At 69.5% G+C, this 24,363-nt stretch carries 20 protein-coding genes; 5 read left to right on the top strand and 15 right to left on the bottom strand.

What is annotated here, in order from left to right; all coding sequences use genetic code 11:
- Nucleotides 1-48: 48 nt before the first annotated feature.
- From ABZ880_RS22785 to ABZ880_RS22820, 8 genes are all read right to left on the bottom strand, one after another.
- Nucleotides 49-462 carry a VOC family protein gene (locus ABZ880_RS22785; RefSeq protein ID WP_361265846.1) on the bottom strand — a complete coding sequence of 138 codons (414 nt, stop codon included), beginning with the start codon at nucleotides 460-462 and terminating at the stop codon, nucleotides 49-51.
- Between the two features lie 155 nt (nucleotides 463-617).
- Complete coding sequence (locus ABZ880_RS22790; RefSeq protein WP_361265849.1) at nucleotides 618-1,742, bottom strand: oligopeptide/dipeptide ABC transporter ATP-binding protein; 1,125 nt, start codon at nucleotides 1,740-1,742, stop codon at nucleotides 618-620.
- A gap of 11 nt (nucleotides 1,743-1,753) precedes the next feature.
- Nucleotides 1,754-2,815 carry an ABC transporter ATP-binding protein gene (locus ABZ880_RS22795; RefSeq protein WP_361265852.1) on the bottom strand — a complete coding sequence of 354 codons (1,062 nt, stop codon included), beginning with the start codon at nucleotides 2,813-2,815 and terminating at the stop codon, nucleotides 1,754-1,756.
- Between the two features lie 21 nt (nucleotides 2,816-2,836).
- Complete coding sequence (locus tag ABZ880_RS22800) at nucleotides 2,837-3,817, bottom strand: ABC transporter permease (protein WP_361265855.1); 981 nt, start codon at nucleotides 3,815-3,817, stop codon at nucleotides 2,837-2,839.
- Nucleotides 3,818-3,908: 91 nt separating this feature from the next.
- Nucleotides 3,909-5,714: an ABC transporter substrate-binding protein gene (locus ABZ880_RS22805; protein WP_361265858.1), complete on the bottom strand. Its 1,806-nt coding sequence runs from the start codon at nucleotides 5,712-5,714 to the stop codon at nucleotides 3,909-3,911.
- Between the two features lie 101 nt (nucleotides 5,715-5,815).
- The gene (locus ABZ880_RS22810; RefSeq protein ID WP_361265861.1) at nucleotides 5,816-6,850 is read right to left on the bottom strand and encodes an ABC transporter permease; all 1,035 of its coding nucleotides are present in this window, start codon (nucleotides 6,848-6,850) and stop codon (nucleotides 5,816-5,818) included.
- A 591-nt stretch (nucleotides 6,851-7,441) separates the two neighbouring features.
- Complete coding sequence (gene typA, locus ABZ880_RS22815; protein ID WP_361265864.1) at nucleotides 7,442-9,349, bottom strand: translational GTPase TypA; 1,908 nt, start codon at nucleotides 9,347-9,349, stop codon at nucleotides 7,442-7,444.
- Nucleotides 9,350-9,488: 139 nt separating this feature from the next.
- Nucleotides 9,489-11,621 (bottom strand): ABC transporter family substrate-binding protein, encoded by a 2,133-nt coding sequence (locus tag ABZ880_RS22820; RefSeq protein WP_361265867.1) that lies wholly within the window; start codon nucleotides 11,619-11,621, stop codon nucleotides 9,489-9,491.
- 333 nt (nucleotides 11,622-11,954) lie between these two features.
- Between ABZ880_RS22820 and ABZ880_RS22825 the strand changes: the two genes are divergently transcribed.
- From ABZ880_RS22825 to ABZ880_RS22840, 4 genes are read left to right on the top strand one after another with little or no spacing between them, the layout of a single operon-like run.
- Nucleotides 11,955-12,245, top strand: coding sequence for a hypothetical protein (locus tag ABZ880_RS22825; RefSeq protein ID WP_361265870.1), 291 nt, complete (start codon nucleotides 11,955-11,957; stop codon nucleotides 12,243-12,245).
- A gap of 19 nt (nucleotides 12,246-12,264) precedes the next feature.
- On the top strand, nucleotides 12,265-13,086 hold the full coding sequence (locus tag ABZ880_RS22830; RefSeq protein ID WP_361265873.1) for a hypothetical protein: 822 nt from the start codon (nucleotides 12,265-12,267) through the stop codon (nucleotides 13,084-13,086).
- Nucleotides 13,086-15,029, top strand: coding sequence for a fumarate reductase/succinate dehydrogenase flavoprotein subunit (locus tag ABZ880_RS22835; protein ID WP_361265876.1), 1,944 nt, complete (start codon nucleotides 13,086-13,088; stop codon nucleotides 15,027-15,029). The genes ABZ880_RS22830 and ABZ880_RS22835 overlap by 1 nt, the downstream gene beginning before the upstream one ends.
- Nucleotides 15,026-15,799, top strand: coding sequence for a succinate dehydrogenase/fumarate reductase iron-sulfur subunit (locus ABZ880_RS22840; RefSeq protein ID WP_361265879.1), 774 nt, complete (start codon nucleotides 15,026-15,028; stop codon nucleotides 15,797-15,799). The genes ABZ880_RS22835 and ABZ880_RS22840 overlap by 4 nt, the downstream gene beginning before the upstream one ends.
- Here the strand turns inward: ABZ880_RS22840 and ABZ880_RS22845 are convergent.
- The 3 genes from ABZ880_RS22845 to ABZ880_RS22855 form a co-directional block, all read right to left on the bottom strand.
- Complete coding sequence (locus tag ABZ880_RS22845) at nucleotides 15,777-16,109, bottom strand: hypothetical protein (protein ID WP_361265882.1); 333 nt, start codon at nucleotides 16,107-16,109, stop codon at nucleotides 15,777-15,779. The two genes, ABZ880_RS22840 and ABZ880_RS22845, sit on opposite strands and share 23 nt — an antisense overlap.
- Entirely contained in the window at nucleotides 16,106-17,110 is a 1,005-nt protein-coding gene (locus ABZ880_RS22850) for an aminoglycoside phosphotransferase family protein (RefSeq protein WP_361265885.1), read from the bottom strand. The genes ABZ880_RS22845 and ABZ880_RS22850 overlap by 4 nt, the downstream gene beginning before the upstream one ends.
- A 67-nt stretch (nucleotides 17,111-17,177) precedes the next feature.
- Nucleotides 17,178-18,377, bottom strand: a complete 1,200-nt coding sequence (locus tag ABZ880_RS22855; RefSeq protein WP_361265888.1) for a hypothetical protein — start codon at nucleotides 18,375-18,377, stop codon at nucleotides 17,178-17,180.
- A 233-nt stretch (nucleotides 18,378-18,610) separates the two neighbouring features.
- Here ABZ880_RS22855 and ABZ880_RS22860 point away from each other — a divergent pair, with 233 nt between their 5' ends.
- Entirely contained in the window at nucleotides 18,611-20,077 is a 1,467-nt protein-coding gene (locus ABZ880_RS22860; protein WP_361266235.1) for a hypothetical protein, read from the top strand.
- Between the two features lie 86 nt (nucleotides 20,078-20,163).
- On the opposite strand, the gene ABZ880_RS22865 is transcribed toward ABZ880_RS22860, so the two are convergent.
- The 4 genes from ABZ880_RS22865 to ABZ880_RS22880 all read right to left on the bottom strand — a co-directional run bounded on the left by ABZ880_RS22865 (nucleotide 20,164) and on the right by ABZ880_RS22880 (nucleotide 24,309).
- Complete coding sequence (locus tag ABZ880_RS22865) at nucleotides 20,164-22,821, bottom strand: SpoIIE family protein phosphatase (protein WP_361265891.1); 2,658 nt, start codon at nucleotides 22,819-22,821, stop codon at nucleotides 20,164-20,166.
- A gap of 259 nt (nucleotides 22,822-23,080) precedes the next feature.
- On the bottom strand, nucleotides 23,081-23,542 hold the full coding sequence (locus ABZ880_RS22870; protein ID WP_361265894.1) for an ATP-binding protein: 462 nt from the start codon (nucleotides 23,540-23,542) through the stop codon (nucleotides 23,081-23,083).
- 133 nt (nucleotides 23,543-23,675) lie between these two features.
- Nucleotides 23,676-24,083, bottom strand: coding sequence for a (deoxy)nucleoside triphosphate pyrophosphohydrolase (locus tag ABZ880_RS22875; RefSeq protein WP_361265898.1), 408 nt, complete (start codon nucleotides 24,081-24,083; stop codon nucleotides 23,676-23,678).
- A 25-nt stretch (nucleotides 24,084-24,108) separates the two neighbouring features.
- Nucleotides 24,109-24,309: an SPOR domain-containing protein gene (locus ABZ880_RS22880; RefSeq protein WP_361265901.1), complete on the bottom strand. Its 201-nt coding sequence runs from the start codon at nucleotides 24,307-24,309 to the stop codon at nucleotides 24,109-24,111.
- Nucleotides 24,310-24,363: the final 54 nt, after the last annotated feature.

The following is a 24,363-nucleotide window of genomic DNA, read 5'->3' on the forward strand; positions in this document are numbered from 1 at the left end:
CAGGAACCCTACGGTCCGCCACCCGACGCAGACTCCGAACCAGCCAACTCAGAAGCCGGTCCCCACAGCCCGTGGCACCCCCTGAGCCACCACCTCCACCTCGAACCCGTCCTCGTCCTCGAGGTACACCGCAAAGTGCTCGGGTCCACCCGCATAAGGATGACGGTCGGGGAAGAGGAGAGTCCAGCCGTGGCCGGGCGCCGCGTCGGCCAGGGCGTCGACCGCCGCGCGGCCGGGGGCGTGGAAGGCCAGGTGGTTCAGGCCGGGTCGCATGCGGTCGTGGCCGGTACCGGGGCGCAGGGCAGGGGACTGTTCGAGCACGATGTACGTCTCCCCCATCCGCCAGCTGCGCCCGTCCGGCCAGTCCTGGTACGGCTCGTATCCCAGCCGCTCCAGCAACCATCCCCACGCCCCGGCCGCCCGCTCCAGGTCAGGCACCCAGAGCTCGACATGGTGCAGCAACTGCCCTCCCTGGACCGGTCGTTCGGGTCGGCATGCGGCCTCCGACCGGTCCCGGGTCTCTTCGTCCAGCGCTCCGGGGCGTCGTCGCGCCCGGCGGGAACGTGGTCGTGCCGGGTTCTTGGTCGTTCGGCAGAGCGTGGGCAGCCGCGGCCCCGTCAGTCCTCCGCCCCCTCCTCCAGCGCAGCCAGCGCCGGGTCCAGCACGATGTCCTCGTCCCGCGCCTCGATCGTCGGCTCCTCCGGGAAGTGGCAGGCCGTCAGGTGGCCGTCGTGGTTGCCGGAGAGCTGGATCAGCGGCGGTTCCTCGGCGGCGCACTTGTCCTGGGCCTTCCAGCAGCGGGTGCGGAAGCGGCAGCCGGAGGGCGGGGAGATGGGGGACGGGACGTCGCCGGCCAGGCGGATGCGTTCCCGACCGGCCGCGTCCTGGCCCTCCGTCAGGCTCACCTCGGGGACCGCGGACAGCAGGGCATGGGTGTAGGGGTGGCGGGGGCGGGTGTAGATGGACGTACGATCGCCGATCTCGATGATCTTGCCGAGGTACATCACCGCCACCCGCTGCGAGAAGTGCCGTACGACCGCCAGGTCATGGGCGATGAAAAGGAACGCGATGCCCAGTTCCTCCTGCACCTTCTGGAGGAGGTTCACCACCTGGGCCTGGATCGAGACGTCGAGTGCCGACACCGGCTCGTCCGCCACGATCAGTTTCGGCTCCAGGGCCAACGCCCTTGCCACGCCGATGCGTTGGCGCTGACCTCCCGAGAACTCGTGCGGGAAGCGGTTGAAGTGTTCCGGGTTCAGGCCGACGATCTCCAGGAGTTCGCGTACGCGCTTCTCCCGGCCGCCCTCCGGCTCGATGCCGTTGATCTCCATCGGACCCGAGATGATCTTGCCGACCGTCTGCCGCGGGTTCAGCGACGAGTACGGGTCCTGGAAGATCATCTGGATCTCGGACCGGATCGGCGCCATCTGCTTGCGCGAGGCGTGCGTGATGTCCTTGCCCCGGTACGAGATCGTCCCGGCCGTCGGCTCCAGCAGCCGCGTGATCAGGCGGCCCGTCGTCGACTTGCCGCAGCCGGACTCGCCCACCAGGCCGAAGCTCTCGCCGACGTGCACGGTCAGGTCGATGCCGTCGACCGCCTGCACGGCGCCGACCGTACGGCGGATCGGAAAGCCGCCCTTGACCGGGAAGTGCTTGGTCAGGCCCGAGACTTCGAGCAGTGGCTCGCCGTCCGGACCGGCACCTGCTTCCCGCGGGGCGGGGAGGACGAGGTCCTCTGTCATGACGTCTCCTCCTAGCCCAGACGGGGCTTGATCTCTTCCACGAAAATGGTGCGCTTCTGCTCGGCCGTGAGATGGCACGCGGAGGCGCGGTCCGGGGCCAGGAGCGGGCGTTCGGTGATGCAGCGGGTGCCGCCGACCCGGTCCTGGAACGTGCACCGGGGGTGGAAACGGCAGCCGGACGGCGGGGTGAGGAGGGAGGGCGGGGCGCCGGGGATCGGGTTGAGCGGGGAGTCGAGGTCCGAGTCCAGGCGGGGCATGGAGTTCAACAGGCCCCAGGTGTACGGATGCTGGGGCGAGCGCAGGACCTGGTCGGTGGTGCCGCGCTCCACCGCGCCGCCCGCGTACATCACCATGATGTCGTCGGCCATGTCGGCGATGACACCGAGGTCGTGCGTGATGAAGATGATCCCCGAGCCGAACTCCTGCTGCAGGCTCTTCAGCAGGTCGAGGATCTGGGCCTGCACCGTCACGTCGAGGGCCGTCGTCGGCTCGTCGGCGATCAGCAGGCCGGGGTCGCAGACCAGCGCCATGGCGATCATCGCGCGCTGGCGCATACCGCCGGAGAACTGGTGCGGGTAGTCCTTGGCCCGTTCCTTGGGGTTGGGGATGCCGACCTTGCCGAGCATCTCCACCGCACGCTCCCAGGCCGCCTTCTTCGAGGCGCCGGTGTGCTTCATGAACGGCTCGGCGATCTGCCGGCCCACCGTGTAGTACGGCGACAGCGCGGTGAGCGGGTCCTGGAAGATCATCGCGACCTTGTTGCCGCGCAGCTTCTCCAGCTCCGACTCCCGGGCCGTGGTCAACTCCTGGCCCTCCAGGAGGATTTCGCCCTCGACGGTGGTGAACATCGGGTTGTGCAGCCCGAGGACCGTCAGGTTGGTGACGGACTTGCCGGAGCCCGACTCGCCCACGATGCCGAGGGTCTTGCCCTTCTCCAGGTCGAAGGAGAGCCCGTCGACGGCCTTCACGATGCCGTCCTCGGTCTTGAAGCTGACGTGCAGGTCCCGCACCGAGAGGAAGGCGCCCTCGTCGGCCGGTACGGGTGCCCCGGCTTCCTTGGTCACAGTGGTCACGACAGTCTCCTCATACCCGGCCTAGGACAACCGCACGCGCGGGTCGATGAAGGCGTAACAGGCGTCGACGATGATGTTGAACAGAAGGATCATGGTGGCCGAGAACAGCATCACGCCCAGCAGCAGCGGCAGATCGCTGAACGACACGGCGTCCACGGCGAGATGGCCGAGCCCCGGCAGACCGAAGGTGTACTCGGTGATGATGGCGCCGCCGAGGAGCGAGCCGAGGTCGATGCCGAAGATGGTGACGATCGGGATCAGCGAACCCCGCCAGGCGTAGCGGAAGAAGACGTACTTGCGGGACATGCCCTTGGCGCGGGCGGTGCGGACGTGCTCCTCCTGGAGCTGCTCGATCATCGACGAGCGCGCCATACGGGTGTACTGCGAGGCGAAGATCGTCGACAGCACCACCCACGGGATGATCAGCCCGGCGAACCAGGTGACCGGATCGGCGGTGAAGTCGTTGTAGGCGGGTTTGCTGAAGATGTGCGTCTGGTAGACGAGCGCGGCCAGCGCCAGCGGTCCCAGGAAGTAGATCTGCATCGAACTGAGCACCATGGACCCGGCGGTGACCGTTTTATCCAGTAGGGTCCCGCGCTTCCATGCCGCGAGCATGCCGGTGCCGAGCCCCACGAAGAGGAAGACCACCGCGGCACCGAGGGTCAGCGAGACGGTGATCGGCAGCCGGTCCAGCAGGGTCGACCAGACCTGGTCGTTGGTGTGGTACGAGTACCCGAAGCACGGAGCGGGGCACGGGCCCTGGGCGAACTGGTTGCTGCCGAAGACGAGGTTGTGCAGGAAGATCCCGTACTGCTCGGGAATCGACTTGTCGAGGCCGAGCACATGGTGGATGTTCGCGAGGCTCGTCGGGTTGCACGTCTTGCCGCACATCAGCAGCGCCGGGTCGCGCGGCATCCCGAAGAACAACAGGAACGTCACGATGCTCAGCAGGAACAGGATGACGACGGAACCGAGGAACCGGCGGACGAGGAAGCGCAGCATGACAGGGGCAGCTCTCTGACGTCGACGGGCCCGGCGGTACCCGGTACGAGTGCCGCTGAGGGCTCACGCACCGGGTACCGGGCGGACAGGGTTACTTGATGTAGAGGCGACGCGGGTCGACGCCGCCGATCACGTCGTCGTAGACGAAGCCGCCGACCTTGGAACCGGCGATCTGGACCTGCTTGTAGTACGCGGTCGGGACCTCGTTCACCACCTTGGTGAGGAGGTACTTGTCGAGCTTCTCCCACTCCGCCGCGGACTTCACCGGGTCGGTGATCTTGTTGATGCGGTCGATCTCGCTGTTCACGTGCTCGTCGTTGACCTGCGAGTAGTTCGACGAACCGTCGGCGATCAGCCGGCCGTCGTACAGCGGCGGGATGACCGTCGAGGAGGACGGCCAGTCGGCGCCCCACGCGGTGTGGAAGATGTCGTAGTTGTTGTCGACCTTGCTGACCTGGTCGTAGTACGACTCGGCCGGGATCTCCTGGCGCTGGACGTCGAAGCCGGCCTTCTTCAGACCCGCCGCCATGGCCGTGGAGTACTGCTGGCCCTCAGGGGTGTTGATGTAGCCGAAGGTCAGCTTCATGTTGAGCTTGCCGGCCTTCTTCAGCAGCTCCTTGGCCTTGGCCGGGTCGCCCGCGGGCTTCTTCTTCTTGCCGTACGGGTCGAAGCTCGCGTCGTAGCCGCTGACGGTCGGGCTGATCAGACCGCCGGCGACCTCCATGGCGTCGGTGCCGCCGTAGGCGCGGACGAACGGCGTGACCGGCAGGGCGTAGGCGATGGCCTTGCGGACGTTGATGTCCTTGAGCTCCGGCTTGCTCATGTTGATGTTCATCTGCCCGACGTACGGCTGGTAGCCGGAGATCGTGCGGGACTTCATCTTCGGGTCCTTGAGCACGTTGGACAGGTTGCCCGCGTCGACCTGGTTGCTGAGGCTGATGCCGGCCTGGTCGGCGCCGCTGTCGGCGAGGAGCGCCTTGGTGGACTGCTCGAACTGCTGGTTGAACGTGAAGTCCCACTGGTTCACGTACTGGTTGCGGATCGGGTCCGTCTTCGGGTCCCAGTTGGTGTTCTTCACGAGCACCATCGACTTGCCGGACTTGAACGACTGGATCTTGTAGGGACCGGTCGTCACCGGGTTCTTGTCGTACTTCTCCTTGGTGTCGCCCTTGGCCGACACGACGGAGTAGCCGGCCATGGCCAGTGCGTACGGCAGGTCCGGGTGCGCCGACTTGAACTTGAAGATGATGGTCTTGTCGTCCGGCGTCTGCAGGATGCTGTCCGGCAGGTGCTTGCCCTTGTACGGGCCGTCCGGCAGCAGCTTGCGGTACTCGGTGCCCGAGGTGTTGGCCAGCCACTGCTGGATGTAGGTCGGGCCCTGGTTGACGAAGGACGCGAACTGCCGCTCGAAGGTCTGGCGGACGTCCTTGGACGTGATCGCGGTGCCGTCCGCGAACTTGATGCCGTCCTTCAGCGTGTACTTCCAGGTCTTGCCGCCGTCCGTGGTGGTGCCGGAGTCGGTGGCGAGGTCGCCGACGACCTCGTGCGCCTTGCCGTTGTCGCTCGCCTTGTAGCCGGTGAGGCCTCTGTGGATCAGCTGGGAGAGCGCCATCTCGTCGGAGACGTAGATCTGCGCGGGGTCGAGGTGGGCGAAGCTGTCGCGCTGCAGCACCTCCATCGTGCCGCCCGACTTGGCGCCCTTCACGGCAGCCGCGGGTCCCTGGGAGTCCGCCGCGTCGCCGAACTTGATCGACGACTGCTGCCGCTTGGCGTTCTCCTGGTCCTGCTTGTTGTTGTCGCTCGCGTCGCTGCCGCCCTTGCTGCAACCGGTGAGCACGAGTGCCCCGGCCGCGAGCACGGACAAAGCGGCGTATGCGTGGCGTCCGCCCCTACTCATCACGAAGTTTCCACCCATCTGTGTGTCACCAGTGCAATGTGCGATATGGAATGCGGGAATGGCCGTGCGGATCCGGGCGAGGACGCCCTCGAACTGGCCGGTCAGCGCGCCGACTTGGGATCGAAGGCGTCCCTGACCGAGTCCCCGAGCAGGTTGAACGCGACGACGAAGATGATCATCGAGACGCCGGGGAAGAACATGTAGGTGATGTCGTTCTGCAGCACGAGCTCGGTCGAGGCCTTGGAGAACATCTGGCCCCAGTCGGGTGTCGGCTCGACGATGCCGACGCCGAGGAACGACAGGCCGGCCTCGATCGTCACGAAGTTCGGCAGCAGATACGTCGACTGCACCAGCAGAGGTGTCACGACGTTCGGCAGGATCTCCCTGCGGATGATCCGCCAGGGCGAGGCCCCGCTCACCTTGGCCGCCTCGATGAACTCCCGTTCCCGCAGGGCGAGTGTGGTGCCGCGCAGGATGCGGGCGAGGCTCATCCAGCCGAGCACCCACTGCACCACGATCAGCGCGACCACGCGCACATAGGTCGGTGTCTCGTCGCGCGGGCTCACGAACAGGGAGACCACGACCGGCATGCTGGCGATGAAGAACAGCTGGGAGGGGAAGGCGAGCAGGAAGTCGATGACCCGGCCGATCGCGTAGTCGGTCTTGCCGCCGACGTAGCCCGCCGTGACGCCGAGGAGGATGCCGGTGACGACGACGGCGACGGTGACCGCGACGGAGATCATCAGCGAGGTGCGGATGCCGTAGATCAGCTTGGTGAACACGTCGTAGCCGTTGCCCGGTTCGAGGCCGAACCAGAACTCGCTGCTGATACCGCCGTTGGGCTGGACCGGCACACCCGCGCTGTCGAAGAGTTCGGGGCGCTCGTCCGCGTAGACGGTGTACGGGTTCTTGCCGTACAGCTTCGAGATCAGCGGCGCGGCGGCCGCGATCACGAAGAAGAAGAGGACGACGAACGCCGAGATCACGCCGGTGCGGTCGCGCTTGAAGCGGATCCACATCAGCTGGCCGGGGGACCGGCCCTCGAGCTTCGCGGCCTCGGCCGTCTCCGGAGGCTGTGGTGCGCCGTCGACGACGACCGACGTCCCGCCGCCCTCAACGTCGATAGGACTTGTCACAGTTCGCCCATTTCACAGGTGTGGGTGTGGAAGCGTCAGGGCACCCCGAGGATGGGGGGAAACCCGCAGCCGGACGCGCGTAGGCATGGGCCCGCACTGACCGGCCGGTGAAATCCTCAGAGTGAACTGCCGTACACGGGAGGGCACTTACCTGCGAAAGACCGTGTGACCCACCTGGTGCTCGTGACACCGCGCATGGGACTCCTCCTCATGACTCCACGTGTTCACCAACAGGAGGAGATGCATGTGAACCCCCCGACACCCCTGACGGAGGGTCAAACATCCCCTGGTGCTCGTGAGTCGGCGCCGCCCCCGCGGCGCGAGACCCATTGACCCGAGCGCTACGCGGCTAACTATCTGCCATTGGCCAGAGGCCGACCACCGTCTTTAAATCTCAATTCAGTCACAGCTGGCGCGTACATCTTCCAAAAACTGGACAAACCGTTCGGGAGAAGAAGCCCACGAAACGGACGTGTTACATGGCTATCGGGCGCAGCATTCCGCATTTCGGACACCGGCCGACGGAAAATGAGTTGCAAAAAGCCCGGGCGCTCCCAAGATGGGAGCGCCCGGGCTCGAAGTGGCTTGTTGTCAGCCGTGCTTGGCGCGGCTCGCGGCGCGGGCGCGCTCGCGGGCGTCCAGGTTCACCTTGCGGATGCGAACGGCCTCCGGGGTGACCTCCACGCACTCGTCGTCGCGGCAGAACTCCAGCGACTGCTCCAGCGAGAGCTTGCGCGGCGGGACGATCGCCTCGAACGAATCGGCCGAGGAGGACCGCATGTTCGTGAGCTTCTTCTCCTTGGTGATGTTCACGTCCATGTCGTCGGAGCGCGAGTTCTCGCCGACGATCATGCCCTCGTACACCTCGGTGCCGGGGTCGGTGAACAGCACGCCGCGCTCCTGGAGGTTCGTCATCGCGAAGGCGGTGACGGCGCCGGCGCGGTCGGCGACCAGGGAGCCGTTGTTGCGGGTCTGCAGCTGGCCGAACCAGGGCTCGTGACCCTCGTGGATGGAGTGGCCGATGCCCGTACCGCGCGTCTGAGTCAGGAACTCGGTACGGAAGCCGATGAGGCCGCGGGAGGGAACCACGAACTCCATGCGGACCCAGCCGGAGCCGTGGTTGGACATGTTGTCCATCCGGCCCTTGCGGACGCCCATGAGCTGCGTGACCGCGCCCATGTGCTCCTCGGGCACGTCGATCGTCATGCGCTCGACCGGCTCGTAGACCTTGCCGTCGACGTCCTTGGTGACGACCTGGGGCTTGCCGATGGTCAGCTCGAAGCCCTCGCGGCGCATCTGCTCGACCAGGATGGCGAGCGCCAGCTCACCACGGCCCTGGACCTCCCAGGCGTCCGGACGCTCGGTGTCGAGCACGCGCAGGGAGACGTTACCGATCAGCTCGCGGTCCAGGCGGTCCTTGACCTGGCGGGCGGTGACCTTGCGGTCCTTGACCGCGGCCTTGTTGTCCGCGCCCTTGCCGGTGCCGCCACGGCCGACCAGCGGCGAGGTGTTCGTACCGATGGTCATCGAGATCGCCGGCTCGTCGACCGTGATCAGCGGCAGCGGAATCGGGTTCTCGGGGTCGGCGAGGGTCTCGCCGATCATGATGTCCGAGATACCGGCGACGGCACAGATGTCGCCCGGGCCGGCCATCTCGGCGGGCTTGCGGGTGAGCGCCTCGGTCATCAGCAGCTCGGTGATGCGCACGTTGGACATCGTGCCGTCACGCTTGATCCAGGTGACGGTCTGGCCCTTGCGCAGCTCGCCCTGCTCGACGCGGAGCAGCGCGATACGGCCGAGGAAGTTGTCGGCGTCCAGGTTGGTGACGTGCGCCTGGAGCGGCGCGGCCTCGTCGTACTCCGGGGCCGGCACGTGCGACAGGATCGTGGAGAAGAAGGGCTCCAGGCTGTCGCTGTCCTGAGGGACCGTGCCGTCCTCGGGCTTCGTCAGGGAGGCCACACCGTCACGCGCACACGCGTACACGATGGGGAACTCGATCTGGTCCTCGTCGGCGTCGAGGTCGAGGAAGAGGTCGTAGGCCTCGTTCACGACCTCGTCGATGCGCGAGTCGGGGCGGTCCGTCTTGTTGATGCACAGGATGACGGGCAGGCGGGCCTGCAGCGCCTTGCGCAGCACGAAGCGGGTCTGCGGCAGCGGGCCCTCGGAGGCGTCGACCAGCAGGACCACCGCGTCCACCATCGACAGACCGCGCTCGACCTCGCCACCGAAGTCGGCGTGACCGGGGGTGTCGATGATGTTGATCGTGATGACGTCGCCGCCATCCTTCGGGTGGTACTTCACGGCCGTGTTCTTGGCCAGGATCGTGATGCCCTTCTCACGCTCCAGGTCGTTCGAGTCCATCATGCGGTCGTCGAGCGATTCGGCGGCGTGCGCAGCGAAGGCACCGGCCTGCTTCAGCATGGCGTCGACGAGGGTCGTCTTGCCGTGGTCGACGTGGGCGACGATGGCGACGTTGCGGATGTCGTGGCGCGTGGCCATAAAGCGGCGTTCTCCCGGAGTGTGAGGAAGACCTGCGCGTACATCTGTGTGACGCGGGCCCTGCCGGGCTTGACATGCCACGGCCTCACCCCATGTTACGTGGCCCTGCGGGTAGCGGCCTCCGCAGGGCCGTGCGGGCTCAGTTCCCGGACGGGCTCGCGGAGGGTTTCGCGCCCTTCTTCAGGAAGCCCATGTCCTCGTAGAGCGGCGTCCGGAAACCGAAGGCACCCGCGTTGACCACGCTCTTCTTCGCCGCGATCAGCTGGGGCCGCTGGTACAGCGGGATCGAACCCGCCGCCGCCCAGATGCGGGAGTCGGCCTTGCGGATGAGGGAGTGGTTCTCGTCACCGTCCAGCGTCCCGGCGGCCTGGTCGAAGAGCTGGTCGACCTGGTCGGTGCCGACGCGGGTGTAGTTCTGCTCGACGTTCAGGGACCCGTCGGCAGCCGGAACCGGCTTCGCGTAGATGGGCCGGGCGTCGGTGGCGGGGAAGGCGGTCGCGGGCCAGGAGTACAGCGCGAGGTCGTACTGCCCGGACGCGATGTAGTCCTTGAAGTAGCTGTCGTCGGAGACCTTCGTGGTCTGCGTACGGATGCCGACGCGCGTCAGCATGCTGCTGATCCGGTCGGCGACCGCGCCCAGCGCCTGCGAGCCGGTCCCCGACGGGATCACGAAGCGGAGCGTGAGCGGCTTGCCGTCCTTGGCGAGGATCCCGGACGCGGCACCGGCCGGGGCGGGGGTGCCCTTGGGGGCGTAGGCACCGGCCTTGTCGTGGTTCTTCTTGTGGTCCTTGGGGTCCCTCTTCTCCCGGTCGGCCTCCCGGGGCGCCTTGTCGTCCTCGCCGACGATGTACGTCCCGTCGTCGCCGCCCTCGGACTCCTCCTCGGAATCGCCGTCGGCCTTCCCGTGCTCGGCGCCGGCGGCCTTCTCGCCCTTCTTCTTCTCCTCCTTGGGCGGCTCCTCCTTGACCGGGCCGCCGCGCACCCATCCGGCGTCGGCGAGCAGCGCCTGCGCCTCCTCGGTGTCCTGGCCGCCGAGGGCGCCGCTGTTGTCGGCGTAGGCGGCCTGGCCGGACAGGGCGAGGTGGCTGCCGACGGGCACCGCGGGCAGCCCGAGCGGCTTGAGCACCATCCGGACGAGCTCCTCGCGGTCGAGGGCGCGGGCCACGGCCCTGCGGACCCGCTCGTCGGCCAGGGGGCCCTCGGAACCGTTGAGGGCGAGCTGGGTGAAGGCCGGCTCCAGCGACTTGCGGACCTCGAAGCCGCGGAGCTCCTCCGGCCGGCGTTCGTCCGCAGTGCCGTGGAGAGCGGGCGCCTTCGCGGCGACGGGGCCGCCGCCGGGGCCCGCGAGCGGGGCCGGGCCCTGCAGTGGCGTACCCGTGCCCTGGGCGCGGTGGGCGAGGGCGATGCGGTCGGCGGTGGCCGGGTCGACCTCGGCCAGGTCGATGTCGCCGTCGGCCAGCGCGGCCGCCCGCTTGTCGAGCGGTACGGCCCGGAGGTCGATCTCGGCGAGCTTGGCGGGCTGTCCCCACCAGCGGGCGTTGCGAACCAGGGTGACCTGGGCGTTCTTGTGGTCGACCGCCTTCAGGGCGAAGGGCCCGGCGGTGACCTTCAGCTTCCTGCGCGCGCCGTCGTTGAACGAGTCCGGCGTGCCCATGACGTCCTTCGGGTACAGCGGCGAGAACAGCGACTGCCAGTCGGCGTACGGCCGCGCGAAGGTGACCTTGACCTCGAGGTCGTTGGCGCCGCGCTCGATCTTCGCGATGCGGTCGTAGCCGGCGTTGCGGGCGGTCCAGTACGCGGTTTCCCTGCCGGACAGGGCACGCCACTGGGCGGCGAAGTCGGCGGCGCCGATCTCCCGGCCGTCGCTCCAGACGGCCTGCTGGTTGAGCTTGTAGACGACGACCTGCTTGGGCTCGGTCTTGACGACCTTGGCGGACTCCAGGAAGTCGGCGTTGCGCTGGGGCCGTCCGCTGCCGTCCAGCCGGTACATGGACGGCAGCACGGCCTGCGCGATGCGGGTGGTGGTCGCGTCGGCGTCCGACTGGAAGGTGTTCAGGGTCTCCGGCACGTCGTCCACGGCCCACCGCAGTGTGCCGCCGTCGGCGACCAGATCCCGCGCGACGGGCACGATCTGCGGCCCGGCGAGCGGCTTGCCCGCCTTGTCCTCGGAACTGCACCCGGCGAGCAGGGGCACCGCTAGCACCCCTGCAGTGAGGAAGGCGACCGAGCGCATCACTGCACCGGGCCTGAGTCCGACGCCGTCGTGGGACATCTCTGCTACCTCCGAGGAGCCGCTCCCGCCGGTGACACGGGTGGGGGTCTGATCACATTTGGCGGTATTTTGGAGTTGATCAGATCTACGGCCCACTGAAGAGGAAAGGGTTCTTCGACCGGCGCCGACACGGCGACAGGCGCGGAGAAGCCCACTCGTACGGCCCAACGTGCGCCCCCGGCGCACACAGAGCGCTTGCAGGCGTGCACTGGAGGCGTGCAATCCGCCAATCGCTGCACATCCCTTCCCACCGGCAGGTGTGACGCGCAACACTCGCAGGCGCATGAACGTTGCCACCTGGGGCCCGAGGGCCCATGGAAGTGAGGTCACGTCATGTCCGTGCAAGACGACCTGACGCAAGTCCAGCGCTGCCTAGACGACCTGTCCCGGTCGGTGGGCCGCCTGGAGCAGCAACTCGGCAGCGGCGGTCTCGACATGCGCCGCGTCCGCGCCGACGCCGACCACCTGCGGGAGAGCGTCGCGCTCCTGCGCGAGGCGGCGAGCACCCCGGCCGCGCAGCGCAAGCCCGAGCTCGTCACCATCCCCGACACCCCGTACGACCCCTCGCTGTGGGTCGACACGGACGACGAGGGACTGGGCGCACGCGACCGCCACGCCCCCTGAACCCGACCGGAGTCATGAGTTGGCCACTGGTACGGAACCACATCTGAACAGCGGCGGCGTACGAGCCGGTACGCGCGCCGCGATCGACGCCCCGCATCTGCGCACCGACCGCTGGTGGCTGGCCCCGGCCGCCACCGCGGCCGGACTGCTGGCGTTCATCGTGTACTCGACATGGCGGGCCTTCGCGAACGCGGACTACTACTCGGCGCCGTACGTCTCGCCGTTCTACTCGCCCTGTCTGGCGGAGAACTGCAAGGACATGCCCTCGGGCCCCAATGCCGACCTCTTCGGCAGCTGGTGGGGAATCTCCCCGGCGATCATCATCCTGATCTTCCCGCTGGGCTTCCGCCTGACCTGCTACTACTACCGCAAGGCCTACTACCGGGGCTTCTGGGCCTCGCCCCCGGCCTGCGCGGTGGCCGAGCCGCACAAGAAGTACACCGGTGAGACCCGCTTCCCGCTGATCCTGCAGAACATCCACCGGTACTTCTTCTACGCCGCCATCCTGGTCGCCGGCATCCTGACGTACGACACCGTGCTGTCGTTCCGGGACACGGACGAGAACTGGGGCCACATGGGCCTCGGCACCCTCGTCTTCCTGGTCAACATCACGCTGATCTGGGCGTACACGATCTCCTGCCACTCCTGCCGGCACATCGTCGGCGGCAAGCTCAAACACTTCTCCAAGCACCCCGTGCGCTACAAGGCCTGGCAGTTCGTCGGGAAACTCAATGCCCGTCACATGCTGCTCGCCTGGGCGTCGTTGGTGAGCGTGGCGCTCGCCGACTTCTACGTCTATCTGCTGGCGTCCGGCGCCTTCGACGATCCGAGGTTTTTCTGATGTCCGTGGTCGACCGCCAGGAGTGGGACGTCGTCGTGGTCGGTGCGGGCGGCGCCGGGCTGCGCGCCGCCATCGAGGCGCGGGAGCGGGGCGCCCGTACGGCCGTGATCTGCAAGTCGCTGTTCGGCAAGGCGCACACGGTGATGGCCGAGGGCGGCATCGCGGCGGCCATGGCCAATGTCAACGAGCACGACAACTGGCAGGTGCACTTCCGCGACACCATGCGCGGCGGCAAGTTCCTCAACCAGTGGCGGATGGCCGAACTGCACGCGCAGGAGGCCCCGGACCGGGTGTGGGAGCTGGAGACCTGGGGCGCCCTCTTCGACCGTACGAAGGAAGGGAAGATCTCCCAGCGCAACTTCGGCGGCCACGAGTACCCGCGCCTCGCGCACGTCGGCGACCGTACGGGCCTGGAGCTGATCCGCACCCTCCAGCAGAAGATCGTCTCGCTGCAGCAGGAGGACAAGAAGGAGACCGGCGACTACGAGTCGCGGCTGAAGGTCTTCCAGGAGTGCACGGTCACACGGGTTCTGAAGGACGGCTCGCGGGTCTCCGGGGTCTTCGCGTACGAGCGTGAGACCGGCCGCTTCTTCGTGCTGGAAGCGCCCTCCGTGGTGATCGCGACCGGTGGCATCGGCAAGTCCTTCAAGGTGACGTCGAACTCGTGGGAGTACACGGGCGACGGCCACTCGCTGGCACTGCTGGCCGGGGCGCCGCTGCTGAACATGGAGTTCGTGCAGTTCCACCCGACGGGCATGGTCTGGCCGCCGTCGGTGAAGGGCATCCTCGTCACCGAGTCGGTGCGCGGCGACGGCGGCGTGCTCAGGAACTCCGACGGCAAGCGGTTCATGTTCGACTACATCCCCGACGTCTTCAAGGAGAAGTACGCGCAGTCGGAGGAGGAGGGCGACCGCTGGTACGAGGACCCGGACAACAACCGGCGTCCCCCGGAGCTGCTCCCCCGCGACGAGGTCGCCCGCGCGATCAACTCCGAGGTGAAGGCGGGCCGCGGCTCCCCGCACGGCGGGGTCTTCCTGGACGTGTCGACGCGGATGCCCGCCGAGGTCATCCGGCGCCGGCTGCCCTCCATGTACCACCAGTTCAAGGAACTGGCGGACGTCGACATCACGGCGGAGGCCATGGAGGTCGGGCCGACCTGTCACTACGTGATGGGCGGTATCGCGGTCGAGTCCGACACGGCGGCGGCGCGCGGGGTGCCGGGGCTGTTCGCGGCCGGCGAGGTGGCCGGCGGCATGCACGGCTCCAACCGGCTCGGCGGGAACTCGCTCTCCGACCTGCTGGTGTTCGGGCGCCGGGCGGGCTGGCACGCGGCCGAGTACGCGACGGGCCTCGCCGACGGGCGGCCGCCGGTGGACGAAGTCCAGATCGACACGGCGGCGGCCGAGGCACTGCGCCCCTTCTCCGCGGAGGGCCCGGCCCCCGGCGAGGAGGACGGACGCCCGCCGGAGAACCCGTACACCCTCCACCAGGAACTCCAGCAGACGATGAACGACCTGGTCGGCATCATCCGCCGCGAGGCCGAGATGGCGCAGGCCCTGGAGAAGCTGGCCGATCTTCGCGTACGGGCCCGTCGGGCCGGCGTCGAGGGGCACCGCCAGTTCAACCCGGGCTGGCACCTCGCGCTGGACCTGCGGAACATGCTGCTGGTCAGCGAGTGCGTGGCGCGGGCCGCGCTGGAGCGCACCGAGTCGCGCGGCGGCCACACCCGCGAGGACCACCCGACGATGGACCGCAAGTGGCGCAACATCAACCTGCTGTGCCGACTGACCGACCCCACGGGCGGGTTGGCGGCCACGGACCCCGTCCGCGGCCAGATCGCCCTCACCCGAGAGACCACCGACCCCATCCGCGCCGACCTGCTCGCCCTCTTCGACAAGGAGGAGCTGGTCAAGTACCTCGCCGAAGAGGAGCTGTACGAGTGAGCAGCTACGAGGCCCGCTTCAAGGTGTGGCGGGGCGATGTCAAGGGCGGCGGCCTGGAGGACTTCAAGGTCGAAGTCAACGACGGCGAGGTGGTGCTGGACATCATCCACCGCCTCCAGGCCACCCAGGCACCGGACCTGGCGGTCCGCTGGAACTGCAAGGCGGGCAAGTGCGGTTCGTGCTCCGCCGAGATCAACGGCCGGCCGCGCCTGATGTGCATGACGCGCATGTCGGTCTTCACACGGGAGGAGACGATCACCGTCACACCCTTGCGGGCCTTCCCGGTCGTACGGGATCTGGTCACGGACGTCGGCTTCAACTACACCAAGGCGCGCGAGGTTCCGGCGTTCGTGCCGCCGGAGGGTGTGGGGCCCGGCGAGTACCGGATGATGCAGGAGGACGTGGACCGCTCGCAGGAGTTCCGCAAGTGCATCGAGTGCTTCCTGTGCCAGGACACCTGCCATGTCGTGCGCGACCACGAGGAGAACAAGCCGGCGTTCGCCGGGCCGCGCTTCCTGATGCGGGTGGCGGAGCTGGACATGCACCCGCTGGACGCGGCCGCCGAGGGCGGGCTCGACCGCAAGAAGACCGCCCAGGACGAACACGGCCTCGGCTACTGCAACATCACCAAGTGCTGCACGGAGGTCTGCCCCGAGGGCATCAAGATCACGGACAATGCGCTGATCCCCTTGAAGGAACGGGCAGTTGACCGCAAGTACGACCCGCTGGTGTGGCTGGGGTCGAAGATCAGGAGACGGTCTTCGTCGTAGCGGCCGGCGCGTGGGTACGGCCGGGTCGCAGGCCGAGGTGCTGGAGCACCAGGCCGCCCATGAAGGCGACCCAGCCGACCCACGGCAGGGGCCCGAAGCCGCCGTGCGGCCCGTCCAGGGGGCCGAGGAAGCTGAAGACGCCCGCGCCGATGGCGGCGAGCAGCGCGCCGGCGCCCCACAGCCTCGGCCGCAGTACCGCGCGGCCCCATGGCGGCGCCCACTCCTTGACGATCCCCGCGAGGCCGATCACGGCCAGGGCCGTCACGACCAGCGCGGTCGCCACCACCAGGAAAGTGTGCATGGCGGTCATCGCGCCACGAACTCCAGCGCCCGGAGAAGGTTGTACTCCGCGATCTCCCGCATCCAGCCCGGGTTCGGGAAGTCGCCCTCGACGAGGCGGAGGGGGCCTGCGACCAGGGACAGGTGCATCGCCAGGCCGTAGAGGCGGAGGCGGTCCTCGTCGAGGCCGGGGGTGCGCAGGGCGTCGTAGTGCGGGCCGAAGCGGAGCTCGAGGAAGACGTGCTCGTACTCCACGTCGAAGTACAGCAGACCTTCGATGTCGATGAGTGCCGGGTGGCCGTCGGGGGTCAACAGGACGTGGTCCGGGCCGAGTTCGCCGTGGATGAGGGTGTGGCGGGTGCGGGGACGGACCTCGGAGGCCGATGACCGTACGGCGTCCGCCAGTTGGTCCCGTGCTGCCGCCGCCCTCGGATCCCGTACGGCGATCTCCTCGATGTCGCGCAGCGCGCCGTCCGTGACGCGCTGTTCGCATGAACCGGCGTCCGGGGCAACGCCGTTGTCGACCGCGGCGACCTTGCCGAAGGTCGGGCCCTCGTGCGCGTGCAGCGCGGTGAGCTGCTCGGCGAGGCGGGCCAGGGCCTCGGCCCCCGCTTCCGGGTCGCGGTCCAGGGCCTCCTCCAGGCTGCCGCCGGTGACGTCCTCGACGATCGCCGCGTCGGCCGGGAGATGGGTGTGGGTGGCGTCGGCGTGCAGGAGGCGGGGCGTGCGGACGCCGGCTGCGGTCAGGCGGTCGTGGGCCGCCGTGAGCAGGTCGAGGCCGGTGCCGTGGGAGAAGGGGTCGCGCAGGTCGGGCGGGGCGGCGTCCCAGTAGTCCTCGTCCGGCGACCAGACGTAGGCGACGGCGGTGGAGTCGTCGTCGAAGGCGAGACGGTAGACGCCCTTCTTGGTGCCGCCGTGGAGGCGGGTGACGGCGGCGAGGGTGCGGTGGCCTCCGGCGGCGGCGCGGGCGAGGGGGGCGAGGTCGGCCCGGGTCAGGTGCCTGCGGGCGGGGTGCTTGCGGGGCGCGGTCATTCGGCAGATCGTGGCAGGCAGGGAGAGGGGTGCGCAGGCGGTTTTTCGGCGCGGGCTGCCTTCGGCTTCAGTGGACCCAGTCCTTCTCGTACGCCTTCCAGTCCGTTTCCTTCGCCGCGAAGTCGACGTAGAGCGCGACGCCGAAGTTCGCCCGGTCCGCGTCCGTGCGGGACAGGCCGAGGCGGACGCCGCGGACGGCTGCGGGGACGGTCTCCGCGTGATTCCAGTGGCCGAACCGGTTCTCGTGGTAGAAGGGCAGGCCCATCAGCAGGTCCGTCGACTCCGGGGTGACCTCCAGGGCGAGCGAGGTCTGCTGGGCCACGTAACCGCCGTACAGGCTCTGCAGCGGCTGCATGGTGTCGTACGACATCACGGCGATCTGGTCGACCCGGCGCGCCACCTGGCCGAAGAAGCGCTGCGACCACCACTTCGGGTGTCCGGCGACCGTGCCCCAGAAGGAGTGGAAGCCGGGGAGGGGGTCGATCTGGTGGGCGGCGACGGAGAGTTGGGCGTTGTGTGCACGGGTGACGGAGCGGAGGGAGTCGAGGAGGGTGAGGTAGTCCCGGTCGCCGGAGTGGAGGGGCTCGAGGTCGAAGTGGGCGCCTTCGAAGCCGGCGGCCAGGATCTGGCGGGTGGAGGCGACCACGGCGGCCCGGGTCGCGGGGCGGTCGAGGCGCATGCCGGTGGGGCTCTCGGTCGCGAGTACGTCGCCGAGCCAGGCCTGTACGCGGAGGCGCGGCGCCCGGCGGTGCAGGGTGGTGATCAGCCAACGCGCCTTCGGGTACGCCGACTCGGGGAGCGTGCCGTCGTGTTCCAGGGGGCCTGCGTGGACGTACAGGTCGCGGATCCCGGTGGTCTCGAGGCGGTCGGCGAGGGCGGTGACGTCGGTGGTCGTCTTGCGGCCGTCGAGCCAGGCGTGGCCCAGCCAGATGGCGTCCTTGGTCCTGGTGTACGTGCCTTCCGCGGGGTCGCCGGTGTAGTTCACACGTAGGGCGATTTCGGCGGCGAGGGTGGGGAGGAGCAGGGCGAGGACGAGGGTCAGGGCGGTGCGTTTGAGTCTGCGGCGCCAGGGGTGGCTCGGGTTTCTTGTGTTTCCACCCGCACCACCCGTGCTGCTTTCGTCGTCGGGTGCGGGTGGCCCCTGTGGGGGGTCCTGAGCGTCGGCGGCTGCGGGTTCGTGGGCGGCGGCCGCGGCGGGTTCGTGGGTGGGGGTCGCAGGTCCTTCCGCGTCCGAGTGATCCCTGTGCGTGCGCTCCGTCCGGTCCATTGCCGCTCCCCCTGTCGCGTCATCGTCCGTGGTCATCCGTCCCCCTGTGTCACTTCACCCCCACCCCGGACGCATCCCGGTCGCGTGTTCGCATTCCTGCTCATACGCTCCGAAATGTGACGTCATCCTTGATCCGGGGCCGGCCGCGGCGCGCCACCTCCCAGATATCCGTGCGGGTGCTGCACACGCTGGTGGGCGCGCTGGCCGGGGTGGTGTGGCTGGTGTTGCCGTGGATGACGATCAACGCCGACGTGATGGTTCCGGCGACCCGTGCGCATTCCGCCGCCCCGACCGCGGCCGCCGCGCAGCAGGACGAGACGTCGGTGATCGACCTGGTGCTGCCGCTCCTCGCGGTGGGCGTCGTGGGTGTGCTCGCCGGGTACGGGTATGTGCGGCGCACCCGGCGGGCCCGGACGCGGACAACGCCCGGTGGGGCCGTCGCCCCCGTCGGGGCCGCCGTACCGCCCCTCTCCGAACTGGACGAGCGGGCGCGGGCGTTGCTCGTCGAGGCCGACGACTGCGTGCGCACCAGCCGGGACGAACTCGGCTTCGCCCGGGCGCGGTTCGGCGCGGAGGCCGTGGCACCCTTCGCACAGGCCGTGCGGGACGCCGAGTCCGAGCTGGCGGCCGCCTTCCGGATGCGGCAGCAGTACGACGACGGTGTCCCGGACGACGAGACGTCCCGGCGGCATGCCCTCGCCGGGATCGTCGGTCGGTGCCAGGAGGCGGGGCGGCGGCTGGACGCGGAGGCGGGCGGGTTCGACCGGCTGCGTGCACTGGGGCCGGGCGGTGGTCTGGAGGAAGCCCTGCAACTGGCGGAGGTCCGTTTCCGGGAGCTCACCGCGCGCACCGGGGGCGCGGAGGCCACGGTCGCCGAGCTCGGGCGGCGGTACTCCCCCGCCGCGATCGACGCCGTCACCGGGTACACCGAACAGGCCAAGGACCGCCTGGTGTTCGCCACCACCCGCTTCAACCAGTCCCGCCAGGCGGCCGACTTGGAGGACGGCGAGGGCGCGATACGCCATCTGCGCGCCGCCGAGGGCGCAACGGCCCAGGCCTCGGTGTTCGTCACCGGCATCGAACGCCTCGCCGCGGACCTCGCGTCGGCCGCGGGGCTGCTGGCGGCCGCCCTGACCGGCGCGGAGACGGAACTCGCGGCCGCGAAGACGGGCGGCGCGGACCTCCCCGCGGGCGAGCTGCACGCCCGGGTCATGCACGCCGACCTCGCCCTGGCCGCCGTACGAGAGGAGCTGACCGCCGGGCCGTACGACCCGCTCGACGCGCTGCGGCGGATCGTGCACGCGACCGCGCCGGTCGCGGTGGGGCGGGCCGGGGTGCTGCCGGTCGCCTCCCTGCTCGTCGCGCGCAGTGCCCTCGACGCGGCGGAGGGGTTCCAGGCGACGCATCGGGGCGCGGTGGGCTACGCGGCGCGCACCCGGCTGGCAGCGGCCCGGCGCCTGCTCACCGCGGAGCCGCCGGACGTCCTGGCCGCCGACGCGTCGGCCCGCCAGGCCCGTGACCTGGCCGAACAGGACGTGCGCGTGCACGGCAACCCGTTGGGCGGTGGGGCTGAGCCCGAGAGCGGAGTCGCCGGGGCCGTCCTCGGCGGGGTGCTACTGGGCGGAACCCCGCACGGCGGCCCGCCCGCGAGCTTCGGCGGTCCCCGCACTCGTGCCCGCCGCGGCACGAGCACGCCGTAAAGGGGCGCGGGGAACTGCGCGACCAGCCCCCGCCAACCCGCAGACGCCGAACCACCAGCAGCCCCCACCCAGTGGGCGCACCGCCGTCAGAACAGACTCAGCAACGCCTCCGCAGGATCCGCCAACCCCGTCTCCCCGTCCGGCAGCGGGAGTTCGAACCAGACCGTCTTCCCACGCGGCGTCCGGCGAGAGCCCCACGCCGCCGACAGCAACCCGACCAACTGCAGCCCACGACCACCCTCATCGGTGTCCCTGGCCCGGCGACGCCGAGGCTGAACCAGCCCCGAGTCCCACACCTCGCACACCAGCGTGCGATCCAGCAGCAGCCGCAGTCTGATCTCACCCTCGCCGTACCGCAACGCGTTCGTGACCAGCTCGCTGACCAGCAACTCCGTTGTGTCGACGAGGGGTTCGAGGTCCCACGACAGCAGCTGCCCGCGGGCGTACTCGCGGGCCCGGCCCACGCTGCGCGGCTCCCGCGGCAGCGTCCAGTCGCCGACCGAGTCGGCCGGCAGACCCTGGACACGTGCCATCAGCAAGGCGATGTCGTCCTCGCCGTGGTGGGTGTCGAGGGTGTTGAGGACGTGGTCGCAGACGTCCTCCAGCGGGCGGGTCGGGTCGGTGAGGGCGCCCACGAACGCCTGCAGGCCCTCGTCCAGCGGATGGTCGCGGGATTCGACCAGTCCATCCGTGTAGAGCGCGAGAAGGGCACCTTCGGGTAGTTCGACCTCTACCTCCTCGAAGGGCTCCCCGCCCACGCCGAGCGGCATGCCCGGCGGCACGTCGAGCATCAGCGCGTCCTCACCGGGTTCGACCAGGACGGGTGGCAGATGGCCGGCGTTGGCGAAGGTGCAGCGGCGCGTCACGGAGTCGTAGACCGCGTAGACGCAGGTCGCGAGGTACACCTCCGACAGGTCCGCCTCGCGGGGGCGGCGGGCCGCGCGCGTGGCCTGCTGGACGCCGCCCGGGGCGCCGAGGCCGCGCGCGATCTCGTCCAACGCGCTGAGCACCTCGGCCGGTTCGAGATCCAGCAGGGCCAGCGTCCGTACGGCGGACCGGAGTTCGCCCATGGCCACCGCAGCCCGCAGGCCGCGTCCCATGACGTCGCCGACCACCAACGCCGTACGGTGACCGGGCAGTTCGATCACGTCGAACCAGTCGCCGCCGACCTCGCTCGGCCGGTCCGAGGACGAGTTGCCGGGCAGATAGCGGCAGGCGATGTCCAGACCGGAGGCCACCGGGTCGCCCGGCGGCAGCAGGGACCGCTGCAGTATCAACGCCCGCTCGTGCTCACGCCGGTACAGGCGCGCGTTGTCGATACACACCGCCGCGCGCGCCGCCAGCTCCACCGCGAGGTCCCGGTCCCGTTCCCCGAACGGCTCGCTGCCCTTCGTACGGGCGAACTGCGCCAGTCCCACGACGGTGTCGTGGGCGACCATCGGCACGGCCAGCGTGGACTGGACGAGGCCGCCCTCCTCGGCAGGGACGAGCTGCGTACGGGCGGTGCGCAGGGCGTCCGCACAGGGCGAGTTGAAGGGGTAGTGGTGGACCGCGCCGACCGGGATCGGCGGCCCGGAGCCGATGAACGGCGCGTCGGAGACCGCGCTCGCGAACGCGACCCGGCGCAGCTCCGCGCTGCCGTCGGCGAGCCCGGGCGGGGTCTCGTCGCCGACCAGCAGGCCCTGGTACAGGTCGACCGTCGCGAGGTCGCAGAAGCCGGGGACGACGACGTCGAGGAGTTCGCGGGCGGTGGTCTCCAGGTCCAGGGAGTTGCCGATACGGGCGCCGGCCTCGTTCAGAAGGGCGAGATTGCGCCGTGCGGCGGCCGCTTCCCGGGCTGCCGCGCGACGGGAGGTGATGTCGGTTCCGAGCCATGCGATGCCGATGGGGCGCCCGGAGCCGCTGTGCACCCGGTAGAGGTTGATGGACCAGTGACGGCGGTCGTCCGAGCCCGGCACGAAGCCCGTGACGTGCATGTCCGTGATGGAGTCGCCGGTCTCCAGGACCCGGCGCAGCGTCGCGGACACCCGCTCGGCCTCCGGGCTGCGCAGATAGTCGTGGACTCCGCGGCCGCGGTGGTCGTCGGGGGTGCCGCCGAAAGTGCCGGCGAACTGCTGGTTGGCACGTCGGACCCGCAGATCGGTGTCGATCAGCAGGAAGCCGAACGGAGATTGACCGAAAATCGCCTGCGCGGCGGCGAGGTCGGTCTCGATGCCGCGCAGTGTGCGTACGTCGACGACGATGCAGACGGCGGCCCGCTCGCCCTCCTCGGTCCGCGTCGGCATGACGTAGACCTCGGCGAGGCCCTCCTTCACACCCTGCCCCTCGACCGGCTCGGGCGTGCGGAACGGGACCACGCCGGTCCACTCCCGGCCGTCGAGGATCTCGGCCATCTTGCGCTGGCCCTGTTCGTGCAGGTCGGGGTCGATGAACGCCTCGATGGGGTCCATGCCGACGGCGCGCTCGGCAGCGATGCCGAAGAGCTGCTCGGCGCGCAGACTCCACTGGTCGACGAGGCCGTCGGGGCCTATGGAGAAGGACGCGACCTTGATGTAGTCGTAGATGGAACCGGGCGGACTGCTCTGCCACATGGCGTCACCACCCGGTGCCTCCTCGGAGGAGGACAGCCCCGTCCCGCCTGTCGCACGACGCGGCGCGTCCGCCACGGCATCACCCGCGGCCTCGGCCCTCGCGCCGTCCGACGGGTCGTCGGACTCCGTGGCCTTCGCTGGTATCTCGCTCACGCGAACCGTCCCCTCCAGCTCACCGCGTCCGGCACCGGTCACCGGCGGCGGCTGCCCGCAGTATCCAGCACTACGGTGCCGCACAACACGGTGTTCACGATCACAGCACGATCCCGATGGTTTTCGGTCCGGGCTACAGCAACACTTCCAGTCTTCTAACCAGCCAACACGCCGTCGAATCACGCATTCCAACAACTGCCACTGGCCTGAACCAGCCGGTCGACAGAGCGGAGACGGCCGTACAGGCCCGTACGGTGCGTCAACTCGGGACGGCGAGTTCGAACCACACCGTCTTGCCCGCCTCGTCGGGCCGGGTGCCCCAGCGGCGGGAGGAGTGTGCGACCAGCTGCAGTCCGCGGCCGCTCTCGTCCTCGGGGTGGGCGATGCGCTCGCGGGGCGGGTCCGGGAGCGGGTCGGAGACCTCGACCAGCAGGACGCCCTCGAGACCCGCGGGGCGTACCAGACGGACGCCGATGGGTCCGGTGGCGTGCCGCAGGGAGTTGGTCACCAGCTCGCTGACCAGCAGGGCGGTGAGATCACAGAGGGAGTCGAGTTCCCAGCTGCGCAGTTGGCCACGGACGGCTGCGCGGGCGTTGCGGACGGCGCCCGGTTCTGCGGGAAAGCTCCACTCGGCGCGGTCGTCCACGGTGTCGATCACGCCGATCACTTCCCAAGCCAGACGCTCACCCCATGTCCGGTTTCGTGGGGTTAATTGGGACATACCCGATATCGAGCGGGCAGTACCGTCTGCCTACGGCGTTTAGGCGCGTGCGCCTATGGGCTCGGGCGCTCCTGTCGCCTGGCGACTGCCGGCTCGTTGTGGCCTGTCGCGCCCCGCGGCGGAGCCGCTGATGTCACAGCCCCGCGCCCCTGAGGGCGGCGACTGCTCGGACGGCTTCCACGTCCTCGTCGAGCCAGTTCACGTCCCAGAGCTCGCCGGGGCCCAGCCAGCGCAGCTCGTCGTGGTCCTCCAAGGGCTTCGGATCGGCAGAACCCGGGAGCAGGCGGGCCGTCCATACCTGGAGGACGTACGGGGGCTTCAGGGGCCACTCGCCCGGGACGCGCTCCACGGCTTCCGCTTCGACGCCGAGTTCCTCGTGCAGTTCGCGGGTCAGGGCCGCCTCGGGGGTCTCGCCCGGTTCCACCTTGCCGCCGGGGAGTTCCCAGCGGCCGGCCAGGTCGGGGGGTGCGCTGCGGCGGGCGGCGAGGAGGTGGGGGCCGTCGAGCAGGGCGGCGCCCACCACCACAATCCGTTCTGTCATGCGCCGGAGCCTACGGGAGTCCGGGTCAGTTGGCCGTGGCCGTTCCGCCCTGGCCGTTCTGGCCGATGCGCTCGACCCAATACAGCTGCTTGTGGCCGCGGTTGTCGAGGCTGTCCGCGATTTTCTGGGCCTCGGCCCTGGTCGCGTACCTGCCCACGCGGTAGCGATTGCCGTTGTCGTCCTGCCGTATGACGAGCCAGGGAAGAGTGATCGTGCCGTCGTTCATCGCGCCCCACCGCTCCTTCCCGTCTCGGCCCGACCGCAGCCCACCCGCGGTTCG

This window comes from Streptomyces sp. NPDC047043 (genome assembly GCF_040644055.1).
Classification (GTDB): Bacteria; Actinomycetota; Actinomycetes; order Streptomycetales; family Streptomycetaceae; genus Streptomyces.

What these genes read in the sequence shown, in the direction of transcription:
- ABZ880_RS22850 (WP_361265885.1), bottom strand. Translation starts at nt 17,110, where the DNA reads ATGACCGCGCCCCGCAAGCACCCCGCCCGCAGGCACCTGACCCGGGCC.
- ABZ880_RS22845 (WP_361265882.1), bottom strand. Translation starts at nt 16,109, where the DNA reads ATGACCGCCATGCACACTTTCCTGGTGGTGGCGACCGCGCTGGTCGTG.
- ABZ880_RS22820 (WP_361265867.1), bottom strand. Translation starts at nt 11,621, where the DNA reads ATGTCCCACGACGGCGTCGGACTCAGGCCCGGTGCAGTGATGCGCTCG.
- ABZ880_RS22805 (WP_361265858.1), bottom strand. Translation starts at nt 5,714, where the DNA reads ATGAGTAGGGGCGGACGCCACGCATACGCCGCTTTGTCCGTGCTCGCG.
- typA (WP_361265864.1), bottom strand. Translation starts at nt 9,349, where the DNA reads ATGGCCACGCGCCACGACATCCGCAACGTCGCCATCGTCGCCCACGTC.
- ABZ880_RS22800 (WP_361265855.1), bottom strand. Translation starts at nt 3,817, where the DNA reads ATGCTGCGCTTCCTCGTCCGCCGGTTCCTCGGTTCCGTCGTCATCCTG.
- ABZ880_RS22835 (WP_361265876.1), top strand. Translation starts at nt 13,086, where the DNA reads ATGTCCGTGGTCGACCGCCAGGAGTGGGACGTCGTCGTGGTCGGTGCG.
- ABZ880_RS22855 (WP_361265888.1), bottom strand. Translation starts at nt 18,377, where the DNA reads ATGGACCGGACGGAGCGCACGCACAGGGATCACTCGGACGCGGAAGGA.
- ABZ880_RS22875 (WP_361265898.1), bottom strand. Translation starts at nt 24,083, where the DNA reads ATGACAGAACGGATTGTGGTGGTGGGCGCCGCCCTGCTCGACGGCCCC.
- ABZ880_RS22860 (WP_361266235.1), top strand. Translation starts at nt 18,611, where the DNA reads ATGACGATCAACGCCGACGTGATGGTTCCGGCGACCCGTGCGCATTCC.
- ABZ880_RS22870 (WP_361265894.1), bottom strand. Translation starts at nt 23,542, where the DNA reads ATGTCCCAATTAACCCCACGAAACCGGACATGGGGTGAGCGTCTGGCT.
- ABZ880_RS22790 (WP_361265849.1), bottom strand. Translation starts at nt 1,742, where the DNA reads ATGACAGAGGACCTCGTCCTCCCCGCCCCGCGGGAAGCAGGTGCCGGT.
- ABZ880_RS22825 (WP_361265870.1), top strand. Translation starts at nt 11,955, where the DNA reads ATGTCCGTGCAAGACGACCTGACGCAAGTCCAGCGCTGCCTAGACGAC.
- ABZ880_RS22880 (WP_361265901.1), bottom strand. Translation starts at nt 24,309, where the DNA reads ATGAACGACGGCACGATCACTCTTCCCTGGCTCGTCATACGGCAGGAC.